The following is a 21182-nucleotide window of genomic DNA, read 5'->3' on the forward strand; positions in this document are numbered from 1 at the left end:
GGGCCGTCTGGCTACTCTACCGAGGCGGGGACGTGAAGCGTGGTATAGAATGCGGCCTCGGCTGCAGCGGTCGCCGCCTCCTCCTCGTAGATGCCCAGCTCGCGCAGCTTGGCGCGATAGGCGGCGGCGATCACGTCGACGCAGCCCTGGCGGCCCAGCTTCGCGCGGTTGACCACAATGTCCTTGCCCATGTCCATGCGCCACTTGCCGGCTGAATAGCGCTTGTAGAAGCTCTCGCGCGCACGCTGCATCTTGCGCACGAGCTTCACGCCCTTGGCATGCGTGAGGTTGCGCTTCCTGCTCACGATCTCGACGCGGTCCTCGAACGGCGCGGTCACCAGCACGGCGATGTGGTTGGGGTTGGTGCGCAGCAGGTAGTCAGAAAGGCGCCCCTCGATGATGCAGCTCTCGGTGGCACCAAGGTCCACGATCACGCGGGCCATGGCCTCCCACAGCTTGTCGGCGACCGTGCGGGCATCCACGCGGTCGGGCATGAACGCCATGAACTCCGCAGCGAGCTGCTCGTCATAGGCCGCCATCTTGTCTACCGACTCGCCGGCGCGCATGGCAGAGCGCACCAGGATCTCGTTGTCATACAGCGGAATGCCCAGCTCGCTCGAAAGCATCTTGCCGACCTCATGTCCCTCGGCACCAAAATCGCGCGCGATGGTGATGACTACCGGCTGCCCGGCTCGATCGACGTCCTCGCCGGTGGCGCGCGCCTCAAGCCGGCTCTTGATAGATGGGCGGGTGATGATCCTCATAGCCAATCCCCTCTTACGCCGCGACCACACGACGCTGGTAGGCGCGCACGATCAGCGAAATGCCGAAGTTCAGGACGAAGTATAGCGCGAACACCAGGCCGTACATGAGCAGCTTGGAGCCAAGGCTGGGAATCTGGGCCATGACGACGCGCGCATTGAACATGAGCTCCATGACGCTGATGCTCGCAAGATACGAAGAGTCCTTGATGACCGTGGTGCACTGGCTGAAGAGCGCCGGGATGATGGTCTTGAACGTCTGCGGCAAGATGATGTAGCGCATCGACGAGAAAAAGCCGAATCCCTGCGACTTGGCCGCCTCGAACTGGCTCTTAGGGATGGAGTTGAAGCCGCCGCGGATGATCTCGGCCATGACCGCCGAGGTGAAGACCGTGAAGGCCACGACAGAGACGACGAAGTTCGACGCGCGCAGCGTGAAATAGATGAACAGGATCCACAGCAGGTTCGGCGTGCAGCGGAACAGCTCGATGTAGGCGGTCACCAGCCAGCGGAAGATGGAGAGCTTGCCTCGGCAGAACTGCTTCACCATGGCGAGCACGGTGCCCAAGATGATGGAGAACACGATCGCGAGCGCCGAGATCCGAATCGTGAGCCAAAAGCCGTCCAGGATGAACGAGAGGTTTGTTGCGTTGAATGCATCCATGGTCGTTACGCCTCCTCTGCCGTGTCGCTAGGAATGGTGATGCCGGGAATGACCTTGGCCTTGGGGCGACGCGTGGAGCGGCGCTCCAGGTACTGCACGAGCATGGCCAGCGGGAAGCAGATGATGAAGTACATGACGCATGCGAGGATGTACCCCTGCAGGTAGCCATAGGTGCCCACGAAGCTGTTGGAGCGATACATGAGGTCGCCGCCGGCGACGAGGGCAAGCACCGAGCTGTTCTTCACCAGGTTCAGCGCCTGGTTGCACAACGGGGGCAGCACGACCTTGATGGTCTGCGGCAGGATGATGTAGATGTATGCCTGCACGCGGCTGAAGCCCTGCGAGAGCGCGGCCTCCATCTGACCGCGTGGAACGCTCTCGATGCCCGTGCGGATGACCTCGGAGACGTACGCCGCGTGATACAGGCCTACGCCGACGAATCCCAGCACCACCGAGGGGATGGGCACCGGCGTGGGCGCGCCAGAGATGAGCTGCAGAAGCTGCGGGCCCATGAGGTACATGAACACCACCTGCACCGGCAGCGGCGTGTTCTGGTAGAACTCGACGTACACGCGGCTGATGGCGCGCAGCACGCGCGACTGCGTGGTCGAGAACACGCCCAGAATCGTTCCGAGCAACAGTGCGAGGATGAGGCCGAAGACCGATACCTGCAGGGTGACGAAGAAGCCGTCCCAAAAGGCATCGATCGAAGCAAGCGTGATCTCCCAGCGCCGGGGATCAAGAATCGACTCGAGCATAACGCTCCTTTCCAGTATGTCCCAAAAGGAAACAGGTTCGCTCCGCGTGGTGCCGCGCCCTCGACGCCCCGGTGAACCGGCATCCTTTTGGGACACGCAAACACGCAGGCGGGGCACGGCGAGATTTCTCCCGCCGCGCCCGCCTGCGTACCATTCACATCACATTAGGCGCTTGCGCCCAGCCAGGTGGTGATCTCCTCGTCCATCCAGCCGCTGTCGAGCAGCTCGTTCACGGTCTCGTCCACCAGGTCGGAGAGGTCGCAGCCCTTCTCGGTGGCCACGCCGTACTCCTGCGTGCCAAACTCGATCTCGGGCTGCAGAAGCTCCACGGTGTCGTCCATGTAGGTGTTGAGGGTGGAGCGGTCCATGGCGAAGGCCTGAACCATCCCGGCGTCGAGCGCGTCCTTGATCTCGGGATAGGACTGGTACTCGGTGAAGTTGGGGGTGCAGTCGAAGCCCTCGTCCGCGATCATCTCGGTGACGAGCTGCTGCGTGGTGGAGCCGGTGGAAACGCCGATGGTCTGGCCGTCCAGGTCCTCCATGGAGTCCCAGCCGTTGGAGGTCTTGACCATGATGCCCACGGAGTCGGTGCGGTAAGGCGTGGAGAAGTCCCAGTCCTCCTCGCGCTCGGGCGTGATGGTGTAGGTGGCGGCCACGATATCCAGCTGGCCGGAGTCGATGAGCGTGCCGCGCGTAGAGGGCGTAACGGTGGTGAAGGCGCAGAGCCCCTGCTCCTTGGCCTCCTCGTAGGAGACCTCGAAGACCGCCGCGGCGATCTGATAGCAAAGGTCGATCTCAAGGCCCTCGTACTCACCGGTCGCGGTGTCAAGATAGCCGTAGCCAAGCACGTCGGCCTTCACGCCGCAGTTGAGCTTGCCGCGGTCCTTGATGGTCTGAATCTTGGAATCGGAGGAGGAACCCGAAGATCCGCTCGGAGTGGACGTATCGGAGCTGCAGCCAGCAAGGCCCAGGCCGGCCACGGCAGCAGCGGCGCCGAAAGCGCCCAGGAACTGGCGGCGAGACATATCCATCATGACAATCCCCTTTCGTCTGGTGTCAGGTGCCCGGCGCGAGCGCCAGACATATGTCAGCCGCCTCCACGCCACGAAGCGCGGAGGCGACAGGTGACCTAGTGCAGAATCTTGTTCAGGAAGTCCTTGCAGCGCGGATTCTGCGGATTGGTGAAGAAGTGCTCCGGCGTGCCCTCTTCCAAGATCTGGCCATCGTCCATAAACAGCACGCGGTCGGCGACCTGCTTGGCGAAGTTCATCTCGTGCGTGACGCAGATCATGGTGATGTTGTCGTGCGCGAGCTCGATCATGACGTCGAGCACTTCCTGGATCATCTCGGGATCGAGCGCCGAGGTGGGCTCGTCGAAGAGGATGATGGGCTGCTTGGTGCACATGGCGCGGGCGATGGCGACGCGCTGCTGCTGGCCGCCGGAGAGGTTTTGCGGATACTCGCCGGCCTTCTGGGCGAGGCCCACGCGCTCAAGCGCCGCCATGGCGACCTTCGTCGCCTCGGCCTTGCTCTTCTTCTGGAGCTTGATGGGGGCAAGCGTGAGGTTGCCCAGCACGGTCATGTTGGGATACAGGTTGAACTGCTGGAACACCATGGAGGAATACTTGCGCGCCATCTCCAGGTGGTTCTTCTTGGTGAGCGGCGTGCCGTCGATAATGACCTCGCCCGAGGTGGGCTCCTCAAGGAAGTCGACGCAGCGAATGAGCGTGGACTTGCCCGAGCCGGACGGGCCGATCACGACGACCTTCTCGCCCGCCTTCACGGTGAGGTTGATGTCCTTCAGGACGTGAAGGTCGCCGAAGTACTTGTTCAACCCCTTGATTTCAATCATGTTCTCGGCCATGGGCTCGATTCCTTCCTGTCTGAGTGCACGGACCGGGCCCGGATTGGCCGGTGCGGACAGATGACATGCATATACGGTTCGGTCTCACATTGTACGGTGGGGCGGTCGGCGGAATGCGGCGCGCGCAGAGCTGCAACGAGCAGGAAACTGAGACGTTACAAACACCCGATCGCGGCGACCGTGCATACAAATGAGTAAACCGCCGTACAATGTGCAAAAGTATACCCAATTGGTTCAGCAGTATTCACTTTAGCAAAGTGGAGTACATCATGGTAGCCCCCTGCTGCCATTTGTATCGTCCACGTTTCGTGCACTGCATAAAACGGGACAAGACGGTGCCGTGCGCGTCGCGCGCCGTCGGCAGGCGGACCCGTCCTCCCGCCGACGGCAAGACGCCGTCCCCTTGGACCATGGGCTAGGCGAGGCGGGCGCCGACCTCCTTGGCGGCCGCGGCCTTATCAAAGTTGCCGCCCGTCGCCTTGTTGAGCGCGCCCATGACGCGGCCCATGTCCTTGCGCGTGGTGGCTCCCACCTCGGCGATGGTCTGCTCGATGAGCGCCACCAGCTCGTCGCCCGAAAGCTGTGCGGGCAGCAGGCTCTCGAGAATCTTGACCTGCTCGGTCAGGGTGTCGGTGCGCTCCTGGTTGTTCGCCGCCTTGATAGACATCTCGAGCGTCTCGCTCGTCTGCTTGATGAGGCGCTTCACCATGCTCGTGACATCCTCCTCGGTGGCGTCGCGGCGCTCGTTCACCTCGACGTTTTTCACCTCCGCCATCACCTGGCGAATGATGGACAGACGCGTCTTGTCCTTGGCCTTCATGGCGGCGACCATCTCGTCGTGCAGTTCCTGGTTGGTCATGATGCTTCCTTTCTAGCAAGCGGGCGCCCCAAGAGGCGCCCGCTTAAACGCATTCGCTGTCACAGGGGGCTCTTTCGGGCCGGCTGTTTACTGGGCGCTGCCCTCGTCGGTCGAGGAGGTGGTGCCCGACATGTCGACGTTGTAGGGAACGTCGGACGGCATGGGGTTGATCTGGATGTCGGCGGCGTCCACGTAGTCGTTGAGCCACGTATTGTAATCGTTGTTGGCGTTCGTCGACTTGATGTTGTCGGAAAGGCTGGTACGCAGGTCCTCGGGAATCTGGTCGATCGAGGTCACCTCGCCGTCGACATGGAAGTAGTCGGTGCACTTGATGATATGGAAGCCGTAGGAGCTCTCGACGATCCCGCTCACCTGGTCCTTGGAAAGGGCCGAAAGGGCGTCCTGGTACTCGGTGACAAACGAGGTCATCTTGTCCCAGCCCACGTCGCCGCCGTCAGAAGCAGAGCTGTCCTCGGAGTACTCCTTGGCGGCGTCCTCGAACGAGATCTCGCCGTTGTTGATCTTGTCGAGCACCTCCTGGGCCTTCTGGCGGGCCTCTTCCTTGGTGGCGTCATCGGCATCGGAGGCAACCTTGATGAGGATGTGCGACGAACGGCGGGCATCGTTGTAGGTGTCGATGTTGTCGTTCACATACTCGATGATCTCGTCGTCGGTGGGATCCTGCTCGGGAGCCACCTCGTCACGCAGCTTCTGCTGGGCAAGGCTCGACTCCATGCTCTGCAGGTAGGTGTCCTTGGTGTAGCCCACGTTGGTGAGCGTCTCCAGCGCGGCGTCCTCGGAGTCGTAGTTTGCGACAAAGTCCTCCCACGCCTTGTCGAGGTCATCCTGGGTGACGGTGATGTCGTACTCCTTGATGGCCTCGGTCACCAGGTACTGGCGCGCGTACTGGTTGATCACGTTCTCGCGATAGCTCTCGGGCGTCATGCCGCTGCTCGCCAGATAGTCCGCCCAGCCCTGGTCGCTGCCATAGCCCATCGAGCTGCGGGTGCTCATGATCTGCTTGGTAATGGTGTCCTCGGTGATGTTCACGCCGTTCACCGTTGCGGCGACGCCGCCGGTCAGCGTGTAGTCTTCACCCGAAGACTGGAACTGGCTCAAGATCCCCGAGCACGCCATGGCGGTCACCGAAAGCAGCATGGCTGCAACGCCGATGGCCACAAGGACGTACTTGGCACCCTTGCCGAGCGCCTTCTTGCTCTCGCGCTTGAAGTCTCCCTTCGTGGGGGTCTTGCCGCCCGCTCCCTCATGCTTTTGATTATGGTTCTTCTTCATTGCCATGATCGGTCCTTCGACGTGTCTGCGCGCCCGATGTCAGGCCAGGTGCTGAAGTCTGGCCCGCGCATCAAGGCGTCAGGATATGTCCTCGATGTACAAACGCGCTTATTGTCGCACATCGCGGGGGTCGGTCGCTACCGCACGAACACGTGTCCCGGTAAGCACCATATTCTTGCCCGAATCCGCATCCCATGCGCGCGACTTTTCACTCGCTTCGGTTTTATGCAGGTTTTTCTGGAACCCCCGAGTCGACAGCCTGTTTTCTGAACAAAACCGCAGGTCGCAGTCGAGCGATGTGCGGGCCTACTCGCAGGATTCGAAAAAAGCTGCATAAAACCGAAGCGAGTGTTGTCAGGACGCTTTGCGCGAGGCCCATCTCGACGCGAGCGTCGGCGCCAAAAGCGAATCGAAGCGAAAAAGCCGCCGCCCGAGCTGTCTGATAGCCTGGGCGGCGGCTTGCATAGCGTCAGAAAGGACGATTCCGGCAGCTGGGGACCAGGCCTCATCGAGCCCTTGTGGACAGCGCCACAGCAGATGGCGAGGGGCGCCTCGAGCAAGGCGGGGCATTCGTGCCAAAAGCCTAGACAGCGGCCGGCGCGACCTCCACGGTGAGGTCGTCACGCACGTACACGCGGCCCTCGGCAAGAAGCTGGACCACCTGCGGATACAGCTGGTGCTCGGTCGCATGGATGGCCGCCTCGAGGTCGTCCACCGACCATCCCTCTTCAACGCGCACCGGCTCCTGGGCGATGATGGGGCCCTGGTCGTAGACCTCGTTGGCGAAGTGGACGGTCACGCCGGTGACCTTCACCCCGCGCGCGTAAGCATCGGCGATGCCGTGCGCGCCCTGGAAGCTGGGCAGCAGGGCGGGATGCAGGTTCACCACGCGGTTCGGCCACAGCGCCAGCAGCGGCTCGTGAATCTTGCGCATATAGCCCGCCATGACGATGTATTCGGCACCGGCATGCATGAGCTCGGTCGCAATCACTTCGTCGGCCACCCAGGGGTCCTCGGCATAGAGCTCCTTCGAAAGGGCGAGGGTCTGGATGCCGGCGTCGGCCGCACGCTTGAGGCCTGCCGCCGACGGTCGGCTCGAGATGACCATGACGATCTTGGCGTTGAGCGTGCCCGCGGCGATGCAGTCGATGAGCGCCTGCAGGTTGGTGCCGGAACCGGAGATCAGCACGCCGATCTTAAGCGGCTCGGCGGTGCCGGCGGCAACCTCTGCAGCGCGGCGAGCCTGGATGTCATTTCCGGTCTTGCCGTCAAGTCCGAGCGCGTGCAGGCGCTCGACGGCCCGCGCAACCGCCGCGGCGTAGGCGGCGTCATCCCCCGCGGCGGCAGCGGCAAGCGCCCTGTCCACCTCATGCTCGGCGCCTTTGCCGAAGAACCCCGCGCTCGGCTGGGCCTCGGGCGGGAGCCCGGCCTCCTCGACCAGGCGACGATACTCCTCGTCGTTAACGCTCATCGGTGTACACCACCTTGCCGGTACCCTCCACACACGTGCCTACATGGAAGGGACGCTCGCCCATGGCCTCGAGGGCGGCGATCACGCCGGCCTCCTCCTCCGCAGGGCAGATGATCATGAGGCCGACGCCCATGTTGAAGGTCTTGCAGGCCTCCGCCGGGGTCAACCCCGCCTGCCGCGAGATATAGGAGATGACAGGAGGCATGTCCCAGCCCATCTGCTCTCCGTCGCGCTCGACCACCGCGTCGACGTCATGGGCCAAGGCGCGGTTGAGGTTCTCGGTGATGCCGCCGCCGGTGATGTGGGCGATGGCATGCACCGTCACGCCGCCGCGCAGCAGCTCCAGAATAGGTTTCACATAGATGCGCGTGGGCTCCAGGAGCGCGTCTGCGAGAGAGCGGCCCGCGAGCTCCTCGAGCGGCTGCTCGAGCTCGGCTCGCTTCGCGTCGGCCTCAGGAGTTCCCGGCACGATGCCGTCGACGCCGATCACGCGGCGCACGAGCGAATAGCCATTGGAATGTACGCCGGAGCTCGGCAGGCCGATGATGGCGTCACCGGGTCGGACGTTGGCGGGGTCGAGCATCTTCGGGCGGTCGACCACACCCACGGTAAAGCCAGCCATGTCGTAGTCATCGGGGCGCATGACCCCTGGGTGCTCGGCCATCTCGCCGCCCACGAGCGCGCATCCGGCAAGCTTGCAGCCGTCGGCGACGCCCTTCACGATCTTCGCCATGTGATCGGCCTCGATGTGGCCGATCGCGATGTAATCCAGGAAAAAGAGCGGCTCGGCACCCGAGGCGAGGATGTCGTTCACGCACATGGCGACCAAGTCCTGGCCAACCGTCTCATGGCGGTCGAGGATCTGCGCCAGCACGAGCTTGGTGCCCACGCCGTCGGTGCCCGAGATGAGAATGGGGTCTTCCATGTCCTTGAGCGCGGCGGCGGAGAAGAGGCCGCCGAAGCCGCCGATGCCGCCTATGACCTCGGGGCGGTTGGTCTCGGCAACCATCTGCTTGATGGCGTCGACCGCACGGCCTCCCTCGGCGGTGTCCACGCCGGCATCCTCATAGGTCACGTGCTTGGGTGTGTCGCTCATGCGATTCCTTTCCCAGAAGGTGTAGGTTATCCACATCATAGCAGGCCGGATGGCGCAAACGCGGGGCTTCGGCGGCTTGCCCCTCGTCCTCAAATATTCGGCGGCTCGCCCCTCGTCCTCAAACATAAACTTGTGATGCATTTTGGACGCTCCGGACAAGCTTCTTATGCAAAAGGGACGTTAAGAGCCCGATTGGAGGCCCTTACCGTCCCTTTTGCACAAGAAGTCTTCCGGGGGCGTCCATTCTGCATAAGAAGTTATCTACGGCTGGGTGAGGACAGCCGCCGTGCGCGGGAGCCTTTCTACTCCGCGAGGGCGTGCGTCGCAAGGCCACCGGGCGTGCGTCGCAAGGCCACCGGGCGTGCGTCGCAAGGCCAGCGGACATCCGCCGCAAGGCCACCGGGCATCCTAGGCCCGATGGGCCTCCTCCCAGCTGTGGTCATGCTCCTTCTCCACCACCACGTCGCGCGGCAGCACGGGGCTGTCGGTCAGGTTGCAGGGGTCGTAGCCGGGCATGAACTTATCTCGCCCGAAGCTCTCGGGGATGGCGACGGGGTATACGCCCGTGAAGCACGCCGTGCAGTAGCCGTGCGCCGGCCCCTCCCCCGTCGAGGCGGCGCCCCTGCCGCAGGGCGGCACGCAGGCGAGCAGGCCCTGCACCGAAAGAAATGCCAAGGAATCGGCGCCGATGTAGCCGCAGATCTCGTCGACGCTCTTGTTGGCGCTGATGAGCTGCTCTTGGATATCGGTATCGATGCCATAAAAGCACGGCCACACGACCTCGGGCGAGTTGATGCGCACGTGCACCTCGGCGGCGCCCGCCTGGCGCAGCATACGCACAAGCTGCACCATGGTGGTGCCGCGCACGATGGAATCATCGATGACCACGAGACGCTTGCCCGCGATGTTGTCGCGCAGCGGGTTGAGCTTCATGCGCACGCCCATGGCGCGCAGCTCTTGGGTGGGCTGGATGAAGGTGCGAGCCACATAGCGGTTCTTGATGAGGCCCTCGCCAAAGGGGATGCCGCTCTCGCGCGCGTAGCCCTCCGCCGGCGGCAGGCCGGAGTCGGGCACGCCGATGACCATGTCGGCGTCGACGGGTGCCTCGCGTGCCAGCTGCCTGCCCATGTCGTAGCGGCAGGCATAGACCGATTTGCCCGCCATGATGGAATCCGGACGAGCGAAGTAGACCTGCTCGAAGATGCACTCGGCAAGCTCGTCGGCGGCGGGGACGCCCTGCTCGGAGACAAGGCCCTCGGCGCTGATGCGCAAAATCTCGCCGGGGCGGATGTCGCGCACGTACTCGGCGCCCACGATGTCGAGCGCGCAGGTCTCAGATGCCACGACCCAGCCGGCGGCGTCCTGCGCGCCGCGGGACGAGGCACCGGTGGTTGCATGAGTGGTTGCATTGAACCCGTCCCCATCGGACTCATCGGGGCGATGGGATGAGGAGGCGCCGTCCGCGCCCGCATCGCCGAGCGGAAGGCGGCCGAGCACGAGCGGACGGATGCCGTATGGGTCGCGGAACGCATACATGGCCTGCTCGTTGATGAGCGTCATGGCATAGCCGCCGCGAACGAGCTCCATGGTCTTGCGAATGCCCTCGCGCAGGTGCTTGGTGCGCTGCGTGAAGTAGCCGATGAGCTTCGTTGCCACCTCGGAGTCGGAGTTGGACAAAAACGGCACGTTGAGGTCAATGAGCTGGCGCCGCAGCTCGTCGGTGTTCACCAGGGTGCCGTTGTGCGCGAGGGCGATGATCACGTCGTTGATGGTGGAGAGGTGGGGCTGCGCGGCCTCCCAGCTTTTGGCGCCGGCGGTGCCGTAGCGCACATGTCCCACGGCGAGCTGCCCGGTAAGGGTCGAGAGGTCCGCGTCGGAAAACACCTGGTCGCAGAGACCGAGGTCCTTGCGGACGAGAACCGTCCCGCCATCGCCCACCGCGATGCCCGCGGATTCCTGGCCGCGATGCTGCAGGGCCTTCAGGCCAAAGTAGGTGAGACGTGCCACGTCGCGACCGGGCGCCCAGATGCCGAAGACGCCGCACTCCTCGTGCAGCTGATCCGCCTCGGAAGGATCCGCCTGCCACTTCGCGCCGGAGAACACCTCTGAACCCATACCCGCTCCTTTTGATAGCCCATCGGAAACAAAGGCACATTATGGCATCTCGGCAGGCCCTCTTGCGCGGCGCGCACGATTTCACATTGCTCGCAACACGTCCGCAAGGTCAGGGCCCGCCCCGCACAGCGGAGCGGGCCCTCTCACGCATAGGTGTCCGCAGAGCGCCCTCGGCCGCATCCGGCAAGGTCGCATGCGCGGACACGGCACCGCGGGCACCACGCCTCGTCGCGCGCCGCGATTGGGCGCGCGTGCGTCTTTAGGCGCAATACTTCTTCATGGTGTCGACCATGCCCTCGGGCGTGGTCTGGGCGCGAATGTCTGCCACGGTGTCCCCCTCCATGAACACGCCCATGAGCGCCTGGAGCACCGCCACCTGGCCCTCGGCATGAGCGAGCAGGCCGAGGTTGACGATGAGCTCGGCGGGAATGTCGCCGCCGATGCCCGCCATGCCCTCGAAGATCACCGGCTCCTTCGGCTTGATCACGGCGATGTACGGCTTCACGAGGTGCTCGGGGTCGACGTGCGGCAGCGCGACCGAGATGTGCTCGAAGGCAAGGCCCGTGGGGTAGTTCTTCTCACGGGTCATGATCGCGTCGAGCCAGCTCTCCTTCACGTAGCCCTTATCCATCAGGATCTGGGACATCTTGGTGAAGAAGTCGACGCGGTCGGACGCCTCGAAATCAAAGAACACGAGCTCGGGGGTGAACAGGCTGGTATCTACGGTGGACATACGTGGTTCCTTCCTAGGTTGGATGCCAGATTGCACGGTACGGTGCGGCGGGGCTGGGGCTGTCCGAGGTGCGGGACGGCTCGCGGGAGAGCCTATGCCACGGGGTCTGCCCCGTTGGCAAAGACCTTGATGACCTGGGTGAAGTCTTCAAGCAGACGCTCGTAGGCAACCGAGGAGAGCTTGCTCCAGTACACCACATCACCGGCGGCGCGCGCGGCGTCGACCGCGGAGGATGCGGCCTCGCCGGCAAACTTGTCGCCATAGGTGAAGTAGTTTACCTTGCGGATGCCCGCGTCGATAGCCTTGTGGTAGTCCTCGTCGGATACGCCCGAGCCGCCATGCATGACCAGCGGCACCTTCACGCGCTCCCGGATCTGGGTGAGCACGTCAAACGACAGGTGCGGCTCACCCTTATAGATGCCGTGCACGGTGCCGAACGAGCATGCCAGGGCATCGAGCCCCGTGGCCTCGACGAAGGCGCGGGCCTGGTCGGGATTGGTGTAGATGGCGCCCGCCTCCTCGGCCGTGCCGCCCTGGGCGGTCGCGCCGCCCTCGCGCGATCCCATGGATCCCAGCTCGCACTCGAGGCCGCAGTCAAAGTCGTGGCACATCGCCGCGGCGCGGGCAGAGTTCTCGACATTCACCTCATAGGGCTCCATGGATCCGTCATACATGGCGCCCGTGAAGCCAAGCTCGAGGGCACGGCGCATGTATGAGAGGTGCTCGCAGTGGTCCAGGTGCACGCACACCGGGACGCTCGCACGTTCGGCGAGCGCCACCATGGCGGGGCCTACCACGTCGAGCGGGGCCACGTCCTCGTGCACCTCGGCGTGACCGATCATCACGGGGTAGCCCGTGGCCTCGGCGGCGTCCACGACGGCGCGCATGGCTTCGAGCGTCGGAGCGTTGAACTGGCCGATGGCCATGTTGTTTTGTTCGGCGATGGCGCAGATGTCGCGCAGATTGACGAGCATGGATGTTCCTTTCTCAAAATACAAAGACCGCGGCAAGCATGGGTACGGGCCCCAAGGCAGGCGGCACGATACGGCCCCCTAGCGCTTCTTCTTGCGTCGGCGCTTGCCAATAGGTGCCGGGGCGCTCGCCGTCCCGCCCTCGAGCTTGCGCGCCTCGGCACGGCGCGCGCGCACGCGGATGTTGTCGGGATCCAGGCGGGCCTCGGTGGCGAGGAAAAACTGGTAGAGCGCCTCGCCGCTCTCGCCTTCGGGCGTACGCATGTCACCGCATCCCACAAAGTAGCGACCCCGTAGGATGCCGCCGCCGTTCACGCGGACATAGGCGCTGCGGACCTGGCCGTTCTCACGCACCGGCATGCGGGAGATGTCCGCAAGCGGATAGGTGTCGGTGCGGCCGAAGGACTCGAAGACGAGCGCGTCGTCGGACAGCGTCGCCACGCGCGGATAGCATTTGGCGACAAACGTGTTGAACACCGTATAGGCGCCCACCACCGCCACGATGATCCCGATGGGTGCCAAAAAGCCCGCGACGGCCATGCCGACGCCGACGGGAACCGCAAGTGCGCCCACCACGCCGGGCACCATCACGTCGAAGAGATAGCGGTGCTCATCGTAGGTAAAGGTCTGCACCGAGGCGTCCTCGTCTGCAGGAACGCTCGACGCGCCGCCCTTCGCACCTTTATCTGAGCCCCGTGTCGCGGGCGACGCCTGGGGCGTGGCGCCCGGCGCCTCCGCGGAGACATGTTCTTGACGGGAACCCTTCACGGGACCCTCCCTTCGGCGGCCGTCGCAGGCCCTTGAAATATCGCGGGGCCCGCGCCCGGAAGTGAGCGCGGGCCCCGCGGAGCTTAGCTGTCACGCCAACGTTATACCCACGTTGCACGTGTCGTGGCGCTATGTCGCGTTACTGCTGGGCGTGAAGCTCAGCGGCCTCCTTGAGGATGCGACGACGGTTCCAGATGGCGAAGACGATGGCGAGCACGCCGGTGACGCCCACGCACACGTAGCCGTTGATGTTGCTCAGGAACACGAAGATGAACGTGAGCGGGTTGGCGCCGTCGCACAGCGACGAGATCATGGCGTTGGCGCTGCCAGCGGCGCTGGCGATGTCAAAGCCAGACTGCAGGGCGGCAGCGGTCTGGAACGGGGCCATGTAGGTGGAGATGAGCAGGCCCACGGCGAGCACGATGATGCCGACGATGAGGCCGCGGAAGCCGTTCTGGTTCACGATCGGGGTGATGAGAACGAGCATGTAGGTAGCGGTGGACAGGTCGCCGAAGGGGATGACCTGGTTGCCGAGCGGCTGCAGGATGACGGCGAGCAGCAGCATGACGGGAATCAGGATGAGGGCGAGCGACAGGGTCACGGGATGGCCGACGCCAACGGCGGAGTCGAGGCCGATGTAGATCTTGCCGCGGCTCTGGAAGTGCTTCTGGATGAACTCGGAGGCGGCGTCGGAGATGGGGAGCAGGCCCTCCATGAGCAGCGCGGCCATACGGGGGATGAGCACCAGCACGGCGCCCAGCGAGACGCCGAGCGTCAAGATGGTGGTCACGGAGCCGGCGATGTCGGCGGCGTCGAAGTAGGCGATGCAGCCGATGACGATGCCGATGATGGTGCCGACGAACAGAGGCTCGCCGAAGACGCCGAACTTCTTCTGCATGGACTCGACGTCGATGTTGATGTCGCGCACGCCAGGGATCTTATCGATGACCCAGTTCACGAACATGGCGATGGGGGCGAAGGCTGCGGTGAAGCCGTGCGGCAGCGAGACGCCGGGCATGCCGAGGGATTTCTCGACCTGAGGCGCGGTGATGTCGCCCAGGATGAGCACCACGACCATGTTGATGACGGCGGCGGCGAAGCCGAGCATGATGTTGTCGGTGATGATGGCGACGATGGAGCCGGTGAAGGCGAAGTGCCAGTAGTTCCAGATGTCGACGTCAACGGTCTGGGTGGTGTTGGTGATGAGCATGAGGATGTTCACCACGAGGCCCAGCGGGATGATGAACAGGCCGACCGTCGAGCCCATGGCGATCGCCGAGGACGCCGGCCAACCCACGTCGATGATGTTGAGCGCGAGGCCGAAGCGGGTGGTCATCTGCTCGACGGCAGGCGCGAGGCTGGTGCCGAGCACGTTGTTGATGACCAGGTTCAGGCCGATGAAGCCCACGCCTACGGTGAGGCCGGCCTTGAGACTCTTGCCGAAGCCGGCGCCAAGAGCGGTGCCGATGATGGTGATGATGATGGGCATCATGACCGAGACGCCCAGGCCCTGGATAAAGGTGAAGAAAGATAGAATCGCGTCCATTGCCCCTCTTTTCTATTGAAGCGTTTGGCCGGGGCGCAGATGCGCCCCGCGTGACCCGGACAGACCGGGGAGCCGCAAGCGGCTTGTCACTTCTTGAGGATCTCGAGAATCTGCTGCTCGGCAGCGGGACGGCCCATGCCCGTCAGGAACGGCACGCCGTTCACATATGGGCACGGCAGCCCATCGGGGACCACGGTGGTGGAAATGAGCAGGTCGGCAGAGCTCGCGCGGTTGACCGCCTCGGCAATCGCGCACTGCGTGATGGTGTACTGCCCGGCAAGTCCGTTGGCATCCAAAAAGTCGGACACCTTCTTTGCCACCGCCGTCGACGTAGCGATGCCCGATCCGCACGCCAGGATGATGGTCTTCACGAATTCCCTCCTTTCGTTGCACTCCCGATAGCCGGACCATTCCGGCAGGCTATCTACGGTACCCGAAGATCGCCTTGACGACTACTCGCCGATGACGATCACCTTGACCTTGCGCGTGCGCTCACGCGTGCGGTCAAAATCCACGAAATAGATGCTGGCAAGGCCGTTCATCTGCAGCTTGCCATCCTCGACCTCGAATGTCTGGTTGCTGCCCACGATGGTGGAGCGCAGGTGGGCGTCGCCGTTCCAGAGCATCGTGCGGTCGCCGCCCGGCAGCCAGGAATCGAGGTTGGGCCAGGTTTCTACCTCCTCGAAGTGCTGGATGCCCGGATAGCGATAGGTCTTCCAGTCGTGCTGCTCGGGGAAGATCTTGTCCAGGCCATCGGACAGGTCTGCCTGGAGGAAGGTGTCGCCGGCAGGGGTGTGGTCGTGGTCATACTCTTCGGAGAACACCGCGCAGGTGGTGTGGCATGAAATGACGACGGCGATGCCCTCCTTCACGCCCGACTCGGCGATGACGCCCTCGACGCCCTCGGTGATATCCACATACGTGGGCTTTCCCGCCAACGTCTGCATCTCGAGCTTGCCCTTGTACACAGTCATGGCCTAGGCCTCCTTGCAGAAGTCGGTGCGCGCCTGGTCGAGCGCCGCGAACATCTCTTCGAGGGTCGCCATGGGATCGTCGGCGGCGACGATGCCCGAGGTGCCGCCCGTGCCGTCGGCGCCAAAACGGATGGCGTCGTAGACGTTCTCGCCGCTCGAGATGCCCGCCGCCTGCAAGACGAGGGTCTCGGGCGAAATGGCCTTCACGGCCTCGGTGGAGCCGCGCATGTATTCCTCGCCGGCAACCTGACCGGTCCCGATAAGGCTCGTGAGCTCGCAGACCATGACGTCGGGATGGAGCTGCGCGATGGCGGCGCCCTCCTCGACGGAGTCGGCGCACACGACGGTGAGGATACCCACCTCGTTGGCGCGCGCGATCGTCGCAGCGAGCTCGTGCACCGTGAGGGGGTTCTCGGCGTGGTTCAAAAACGTCGCCTTCACGCCTGCGGCAGCAAGCGCCTCGGGCAGAATGTGGCCCATGCCGCGGCCGGGCACGAGGCTCTCCATGGCCTGGGCGCAGGGAATCAGATGAGGACACTCGGCGATGATGTGGGGAAGGTCGATGAGCTGCGCCGTGAACAGGCAGTCAAGGTCGTAGCGGGCGGCCAGCTCGTCAGCCTTGCGCGCAAGCGCATAGGCCTGTTCCCCATAGAGGTACGACTTGGGGTTTACGACGAAGAACGGCTTCCGAAGCTTGGTCTTCTCCATAGGCACCATCTGCTCCTTTCCTTCTGCCCGGGCCGGTACGGCCGCGGGACACGACCCTTGCGGGCCCGCATCGCCCCGAAACGGGCCCAACACCCCTCCCCCGACGGCCCCGGAGGGCCTGCCGTGACCGATCGGGGCAATCAAAGGTGCCTCGGGTAGGGTGGGCTGTGGTCCATCGGCTCGGGGGCGGGAAATATGTACATAACTTGTTCATTAAGTTATGTACAAGTTTCTTTATATCTGGTCCACATATCACATTCGTTCGACCTTGTTGCATTTTTCCGCGAGCGGCGCGTTTTCCACGATGGGCGGCGCCTGCTACAATGCCGGCATCGACCCGAACCCCTTGCAAGGAGGCGCCCATGTCCCAGCCCATGCCCTCAATCGACGCCTGGCTCACCGAGGCCAAGCAGGACCCGGCCTTCCAACGCTGCGGCATGTACCTGGTGCACAACGGCGTCGTGCGCGCCACGCCCAAGGCGCGCGTGCGCGAGGGGGCATCGGGCGGCGTCGAAAAAGACGGCTCGGTCGGCAGCCTCACCTTTGGCTACGACGCAGAGAAGGTCGAGCAGGCCGTTAAGGCTGCCCGCAAGCTGCCCGGGATCTTCTATGTCCGGGTCTGGCTCAACGAAGGCGAGCTGGCTGTGGGCGACGACATCATGCTCGTCCTGATCGGCGGGGATATCCGCCCCCACGTCGTCGATGCCCTGCAGACGCTCGTCGGCACCATCAAGAACGAGTGCGTGCACGAAGTCGAACACGAGAGCCGCGACGGCGAGTAGGCGGCGCGCGTCGCGCAGGCTACGGCGCCATGCACGCCGCGGGCGCCATGCACGCCGCGGGCGCCATGCACGCCGGCGCTGTCCGCGCGGCGCCACGGTTGACCATCGTCGCGCCGCCGTTGCCCATCTCGGCACCACCGGACAACCCGTATGCCCGGGGATGCCGCCCGATTGTCCTTTGCGGCGCCTGCGGGCGGCTCGCGGGCTCAGAGCCGCCCGATTGACCACCAGACCAGAAGCGACCGGGCGGCTAGGCGGACGGCTGCCCTACCGCCTCGGCAACCTTCGAGGAGTCCACGCGGTTGGAGTCCTCGGGCGTGATGGTCATGCTCTGGAAGCGATGCTCCATATAGCTGTTGTCGAAGTTTTTGGCGTAAAACTCCTCGACGGGAGAGGTGGGCTCGATGCCCGAGACGCGCTCGAACCAGCAGTCAAGCGACTGGAGCGTCATGACCGCGTTCACCATCATGAGCAGCGCGCAAAGCGTGGTGAGGGAGTAGCGCATCTTCCAGGGAATCATGTTGATGAGCTTCAGAAGGCGCGGCAGGCAGAGCTTGATCCACACAAATCCGAGAAGGCCCCACATGCACATGAACGGGGTGCTGGTGCGGCCGCCGAAGATGATCGCCACGGGGTCCGGAATGCCGAAGAGGGTCGTTCCCGTGTAGTCCCATGCGACCGCGCCGAAGCCGGTCTGCATGAACCAGCTCACAAACGCCTCGAAGAGGCCGCCGATAACCGCGGAGACCACGAAGATGATGAGCGGATTCGAGCGATAGAAGCGGTTGAGCGCAACGGTCATGAGCACGGCGCCCACCCCGTAGATGGGTGAAAACGGACCAAAGAGCATGCCGGCGCGATCCTGGTATACGCCCGGATCGACGACGACCATGTGCCAGATGACCTCGATGATGAGCCCCAGCACGCTGCAGACCACAAACACCCAGAAGATGTTGAAGAAGTTGAGCTGGATGTAGCCACGGCCCTTCAGGTCACGCCCGAGCATGCCCGCCTCTGCCGCCTCGCGCTCCTCAAGATCGCGCAGGCGCCTCCTGAGACGGCGCTCCTGGCGCAGCGACGGGTCGACCGTGACCGAGAGGGCGAGCAGGATGACGAGCTGGATAAACGGCGCGATCAGGTGCTCGCCGATGCCCTGGAGCATGATGCTGAACAAAAACTGGGTCAGGTTGAGCGCGAGCAGCACGTGCGACCAGCGCGCCGTGTTGCGCCGATGGTTGCGAAGAATCGAAATGCCGAAGAAGATGAGGACGCCCGCCGTCACCACGGTGACAACGAAGCTCATCACCATGAGAATGGTGGTGAGCGTGGGGTCTTGCCCGACAGAGATCAGGTCGGGCCTGCTCTGCAGCGCCCACACCACCATGCCGATGAAGATGACGGCGACAGGCAGCGTGACGATGCCGTCGATGAGGCACAGCAGGCCGTACACCTTGGCGATGAGGGAAATCTTCTTGCGCTGTTCTGGCGTCGTCGTGTTGGGATCGAGATCGTTGCCAGGCAGGTCGTAGTCCTTGAGGACCGCGCGCTCTCCTGTGGACTGGTCGGTCATGCATGCTCCTTACAGCTGCCGCGACACCTTGTCTTAGGCGCGCGGCGTGGAATCGTGGAGCCATGATACCGCGGAGCCCGCATATATTTGCCGGCTCCGCTCGATGGCGCCGCAAACGGTCGATTCTTGACGAATCGTCGACAAGCCGGGGCCCTTCGCGCGCCTGTCGGCCGTGGCACGAACATGTTGGACGAACCGCCGTGGCGGAAGCGCCCACAGGTACAGCCATCCCCCCTTTTTAGGGTGTCTGTCGAAAGCTTGGAACCTATTCCTGGCGTTTTGGGTATCGTTGGTTTCGAGGATTGTAAGAAGGAGATCGCATGGCTGCACGGACACTCAAATCGGATGCATCCCTACTTGACTGCGCCGAACCCCTGATTGCCGACGACTCGGGTCTTGAGCGGCGAGGCCGCTCTGCCGAGACCAGGACGGCGCCGGCGCTCCACGTGCAGCTCGCCGACATCATTCGCGAGAAGATCTATGCGCGCGAATGGGGCTCTGGAAGCAAGATCCCCTCGGAGCACGAGCTCATGGTCCGCTTCGGCCTCGCCCGCGGCACGGTGCGGCGCGCCATAACCCTGCTGGTCGACGAGGGGCTGCTGGTACGCCGCCACGGCAAGGGGACGTTTGTGGCGGAGCCCGGCATCTCGCACGCGGCGGGCACCCGCCCCTTCTCGTTTGCGGCGACCCTGCGCGAACAGGGCAAAGACTTCACGACGCGGGTCGTCGACTCATGGGCGACCCCCGCCCCGACCGACGTCGCGAACGAGCTTGAAATCTCCCCCGGCACCGACGTCATGTTTTTGCGGCGCGTGCGCTCGGTGGACGGCGAGCCCATCATGTGTCAAGAGAGCTGGCTCAACCTGAGCGAATGCCCCGGCCTTGCCGACGCCGACTTCACGAGCGAGCCGCTCTTCGACGCCGTGCAGCGGTGCGCCGGCCGCAAGATCAAGTACTCCCGCATGCGCTATCGCGCCCGCGTCGCCGGAAAGGAGCACGGCGAGCTGCTGGGCTGCGACGAGGCCGCGGCGGTGCTGCTGCTCGAACAGACCATCCGTCTTGTCGACAAGCGGCCCATCGAATGGAGCACCACCTGGTTCAAGCCGGGGCAGTCGGTGGTGGCAGACGCCGTCCAGCCCGACTAGCCGCTCGAACCGGTCGGGCGGACCGTCTCCTCGAGGGTGCACACCATGACGGCGCGACGAGGAGACGGCACGATGTTGTCGCTGCAGGTGATGAGCGTGAGCACCTGCGTCGCAGACTGCGCGCGCTCCTGGGCGTCTTCGGCCTGGGCGGCGGCGCTGCCCAGCATCTCGTTCAAGTAGCTCGCAAGCGTCTGGTCCCCTGTGAAGTTTGCCGTCCGCGCATCCAGAAAGGTCTCCTCCACAAGCGAGGTCACGAGCGGTCGGAACCGATAGGTGGCGTCGGGCGTGATGTAGAACACGTCCTGCCACGTATCGAAGGTCGCCTGGTCCTGCGTCTGGTTCACCTGGTTGAACATGGCGCCGTCGAGCATCTGGTGCCCATACAGCACCGTCTGCTGGTCGAGCACGCCGGGGGCCTGGTTGTCGCAGTCCATGAAGATCGAGCCGGAAGCGTTCGTCACGCCGTTGAACAGGCGATCGAGATAGGTGCTGTTATCGTCCGCCTGCACCACGGGATAGTTGATGTTGGTGCCCGGAACGTATATCCACCCCACCACATCGGGGTTTATCGCGGCGAGGGCGTCGAAATCGGGCTGGGGAACGCCGCTCTGCTCGGCGCTCGAATCGCTCACCGGGGCGAGCGTCGCCAGCTCATCGTAGGCGCCCTGCGCTTCGCGATAGCCGAGCTGCGCCGAAATGAAAATCCCCGCCGCCGCGACGAGCAGGGCCATGCCTATGACGGCAAGCCCGATCGAGAGCGCGCGGCGCGGCGAGCGGCGTGCCTTGGGGGCGGGCCCGCCCGACGATGCCCGACGATGCCGCGGCTGACGGGCGACGTTCGCGCTGCGAGAGCTTCCGCGATGGCCCGCTGCCCCCTGCCCGCCGTGCGCGGGGACGACGGGGCGCACGCCGGCGGCCGGGCGAGCGTGAAAATGCGCTGCCCCGGCCGCATAATTGTCTGGGTTCGCCACATAGCCGGCGGGCGTCTTCGCCTGCGGCGCGCCGCCGTCTGCCGGAAGCTTCCGCTCGTGTCGCCCTGCCTCATCCGACTCCGTGCGCTTGAAGCGCTTGCCCTGGTACGCGGCCATAGCATGCCCCTTCTCG

General features: G+C 64.2%; 21 protein-coding genes. 2 read left to right on the top strand and 19 right to left on the bottom strand.

Translation table 11 applies throughout. The features are described 5' to 3' along the window. Positions 1–11: 11 nt before the first annotated feature. The 17 genes from H6A15_RS03275 to H6A15_RS03355 form a co-directional block, all read right to left on the bottom strand. A complete protein-coding gene (locus H6A15_RS03275) occupies positions 12–764 on the bottom strand; it encodes an AAA family ATPase (protein ID WP_204672283.1) in 753 nt (250 codons plus the stop codon). Between the two features lie 13 nt (positions 765–777). Continuing rightward, positions 778–1425 (bottom strand): amino acid ABC transporter permease, encoded by a 648-nt coding sequence (locus tag H6A15_RS03280; RefSeq protein WP_204672284.1) that lies wholly within the window; start codon positions 1423–1425, stop codon positions 778–780. A 5-nt stretch (positions 1426–1430) separates the two neighbouring features. Further along, on the bottom strand, positions 1431–2183 hold the full coding sequence (locus H6A15_RS03285; protein WP_204672285.1) for an amino acid ABC transporter permease: 753 nt from the start codon (positions 2181–2183) through the stop codon (positions 1431–1433). A 164-nt stretch (positions 2184–2347) separates the two neighbouring features. Beyond that, on the bottom strand, positions 2348–3217 hold the full coding sequence (locus tag H6A15_RS03290; RefSeq protein WP_239462318.1) for a transporter substrate-binding domain-containing protein: 870 nt from the start codon (positions 3215–3217) through the stop codon (positions 2348–2350). A gap of 95 nt (positions 3218–3312) precedes the next feature. Further along, positions 3313–4047: an amino acid ABC transporter ATP-binding protein gene (locus H6A15_RS03295; RefSeq protein ID WP_275060821.1), complete on the bottom strand. Its 735-nt coding sequence runs from the start codon at positions 4045–4047 to the stop codon at positions 3313–3315. 415 nt (positions 4048–4462) lie between these two features. Then, positions 4463–4906: a GatB/YqeY domain-containing protein gene (locus H6A15_RS03300; RefSeq protein WP_204672286.1), complete on the bottom strand. Its 444-nt coding sequence runs from the start codon at positions 4904–4906 to the stop codon at positions 4463–4465. 87 nt (positions 4907–4993) lie between these two features. Then, the gene (locus H6A15_RS03305; RefSeq protein WP_204672287.1) at positions 4994–6205 is read right to left on the bottom strand and encodes a peptidylprolyl isomerase; all 1212 of its coding nucleotides are present in this window, start codon (positions 6203–6205) and stop codon (positions 4994–4996) included. Between the two features lie 577 nt (positions 6206–6782). Then, on the bottom strand, positions 6783–7448 hold the full coding sequence (purN, locus tag H6A15_RS03310) for a phosphoribosylglycinamide formyltransferase (protein ID WP_342635809.1): 666 nt from the start codon (positions 7446–7448) through the stop codon (positions 6783–6785). A gap of 211 nt (positions 7449–7659) precedes the next feature. Next, positions 7660–8766, bottom strand: coding sequence for a phosphoribosylformylglycinamidine cyclo-ligase (gene purM, locus H6A15_RS03315; RefSeq protein ID WP_204672289.1), 1107 nt, complete (start codon positions 8764–8766; stop codon positions 7660–7662). A gap of 408 nt (positions 8767–9174) precedes the next feature. Continuing rightward, the gene (locus H6A15_RS03320; protein ID WP_204672290.1) at positions 9175–10881 is read right to left on the bottom strand and encodes an amidophosphoribosyltransferase; all 1707 of its coding nucleotides are present in this window, start codon (positions 10879–10881) and stop codon (positions 9175–9177) included. A gap of 259 nt (positions 10882–11140) precedes the next feature. Beyond that, positions 11141–11614 carry a PTS sugar transporter subunit IIA gene (locus H6A15_RS03325; RefSeq protein ID WP_204672291.1) on the bottom strand — a complete coding sequence of 158 codons (474 nt, stop codon included), beginning with the start codon at positions 11612–11614 and terminating at the stop codon, positions 11141–11143. Positions 11615–11706: 92 nt separating this feature from the next. Beyond that, on the bottom strand, positions 11707–12588 hold the full coding sequence (locus tag H6A15_RS03330) for a class II fructose-bisphosphate aldolase (RefSeq protein WP_204672292.1): 882 nt from the start codon (positions 12586–12588) through the stop codon (positions 11707–11709). A 78-nt stretch (positions 12589–12666) separates the two neighbouring features. Further along, on the bottom strand, positions 12667–13353 hold the full coding sequence (locus H6A15_RS03335; protein WP_204672293.1) for a hypothetical protein: 687 nt from the start codon (positions 13351–13353) through the stop codon (positions 12667–12669). 139 nt (positions 13354–13492) lie between these two features. Continuing rightward, complete coding sequence (locus H6A15_RS03340; protein ID WP_204672294.1) at positions 13493–14899, bottom strand: PTS galactitol transporter subunit IIC; 1407 nt, start codon at positions 14897–14899, stop codon at positions 13493–13495. An 86-nt stretch (positions 14900–14985) separates the two neighbouring features. Then, entirely contained in the window at positions 14986–15270 is a 285-nt protein-coding gene (locus tag H6A15_RS03345; RefSeq protein ID WP_204672295.1) for a PTS sugar transporter subunit IIB, read from the bottom strand. Between the two features lie 81 nt (positions 15271–15351). Then, complete coding sequence (locus H6A15_RS03350) at positions 15352–15873, bottom strand: YjbQ family protein (protein WP_204672296.1); 522 nt, start codon at positions 15871–15873, stop codon at positions 15352–15354. Between the two features lie 3 nt (positions 15874–15876). Then, positions 15877–16581 carry a triose-phosphate isomerase gene (locus H6A15_RS03355; protein WP_204672297.1) on the bottom strand — a complete coding sequence of 235 codons (705 nt, stop codon included), beginning with the start codon at positions 16579–16581 and terminating at the stop codon, positions 15877–15879. Positions 16582–16943: 362 nt separating this feature from the next. Between H6A15_RS03355 and H6A15_RS03360 the strand changes: the two genes are divergently transcribed. Next, complete coding sequence (locus H6A15_RS03360; RefSeq protein ID WP_239462319.1) at positions 16944–17363, top strand: molybdenum cofactor biosynthesis protein MoaE; 420 nt, start codon at positions 16944–16946, stop codon at positions 17361–17363. A 250-nt stretch (positions 17364–17613) separates the two neighbouring features. Here H6A15_RS03360 and H6A15_RS03365 read toward each other — a convergent pair whose 3' ends face one another. Then, positions 17614–18933 (bottom strand): putative ABC transporter permease, encoded by a 1320-nt coding sequence (locus H6A15_RS03365; protein ID WP_204672298.1) that lies wholly within the window; start codon positions 18931–18933, stop codon positions 17614–17616. 320 nt (positions 18934–19253) lie between these two features. Here H6A15_RS03365 and H6A15_RS03370 point away from each other — a divergent pair, with 320 nt between their 5' ends. After that, the gene (locus tag H6A15_RS03370; protein WP_204672299.1) at positions 19254–20078 is read left to right on the top strand and encodes a GntR family transcriptional regulator; all 825 of its coding nucleotides are present in this window, start codon (positions 19254–19256) and stop codon (positions 20076–20078) included. Here the strand turns inward: H6A15_RS03370 and srtB are convergent. Continuing rightward, complete coding sequence (gene srtB, locus H6A15_RS03375; protein WP_204672300.1) at positions 20075–21166, bottom strand: class B sortase; 1092 nt, start codon at positions 21164–21166, stop codon at positions 20075–20077. The genes H6A15_RS03370 and srtB overlap by 4 nt on opposite strands. Positions 21167–21182 lie beyond the last annotated feature (16 nt).

The organism is Enorma phocaeensis, from assembly GCF_016901575.1.
In the GTDB taxonomy this organism is placed as follows: domain Bacteria; phylum Actinomycetota; class Coriobacteriia; order Coriobacteriales; family Coriobacteriaceae; genus Limicola; species Limicola phocaeensis_A.

Coding starts and splice junctions, on each gene's coding strand:
- H6A15_RS03275 (WP_204672283.1), bottom strand. CDS start 764: ATGAGGATCATCACCCGCCCATCTATCAAGAGCCGGCTTGAGGCGCGC.
- H6A15_RS03280 (WP_204672284.1), bottom strand. CDS start 1,425: ATGGATGCATTCAACGCAACAAACCTCTCGTTCATCCTGGACGGCTTT.
- H6A15_RS03285 (WP_204672285.1), bottom strand. CDS start 2,183: ATGCTCGAGTCGATTCTTGATCCCCGGCGCTGGGAGATCACGCTTGCT.
- H6A15_RS03290 (WP_239462318.1), bottom strand. CDS start 3,217: ATGATGGATATGTCTCGCCGCCAGTTCCTGGGCGCTTTCGGCGCCGCT.
- H6A15_RS03295 (WP_275060821.1), bottom strand. CDS start 4,047: ATGGCCGAGAACATGATTGAAATCAAGGGGTTGAACAAGTACTTCGGC.
- H6A15_RS03300 (WP_204672286.1), bottom strand. CDS start 4,906: ATGACCAACCAGGAACTGCACGACGAGATGGTCGCCGCCATGAAGGCC.
- H6A15_RS03305 (WP_204672287.1), bottom strand. CDS start 6,205: ATGGCAATGAAGAAGAACCATAATCAAAAGCATGAGGGAGCGGGCGGC.
- purM (WP_204672289.1), bottom strand. CDS start 8,766: ATGAGCGACACACCCAAGCACGTGACCTATGAGGATGCCGGCGTGGAC.
- H6A15_RS03320 (WP_204672290.1), bottom strand. CDS start 10,881: ATGGGTTCAGAGGTGTTCTCCGGCGCGAAGTGGCAGGCGGATCCTTCC.
- H6A15_RS03325 (WP_204672291.1), bottom strand. CDS start 11,614: ATGTCCACCGTAGATACCAGCCTGTTCACCCCCGAGCTCGTGTTCTTT.
- H6A15_RS03330 (WP_204672292.1), bottom strand. CDS start 12,588: ATGCTCGTCAATCTGCGCGACATCTGCGCCATCGCCGAACAAAACAAC.
- H6A15_RS03340 (WP_204672294.1), bottom strand. CDS start 14,899: ATGGACGCGATTCTATCTTTCTTCACCTTTATCCAGGGCCTGGGCGTC.
- H6A15_RS03350 (WP_204672296.1), bottom strand. CDS start 15,873: ATGACTGTGTACAAGGGCAAGCTCGAGATGCAGACGTTGGCGGGAAAG.
- H6A15_RS03355 (WP_204672297.1), bottom strand. CDS start 16,581: ATGGAGAAGACCAAGCTTCGGAAGCCGTTCTTCGTCGTAAACCCCAAG.
- H6A15_RS03360 (WP_239462319.1), top strand. CDS start 16,944: ATGTCCCAGCCCATGCCCTCAATCGACGCCTGGCTCACCGAGGCCAAG.
- H6A15_RS03365 (WP_204672298.1), bottom strand. CDS start 18,933: ATGACCGACCAGTCCACAGGAGAGCGCGCGGTCCTCAAGGACTACGAC.
- H6A15_RS03370 (WP_204672299.1), top strand. CDS start 19,254: ATGGCTGCACGGACACTCAAATCGGATGCATCCCTACTTGACTGCGCC.
- srtB (WP_204672300.1), bottom strand. CDS start 21,166: ATGGCCGCGTACCAGGGCAAGCGCTTCAAGCGCACGGAGTCGGATGAG.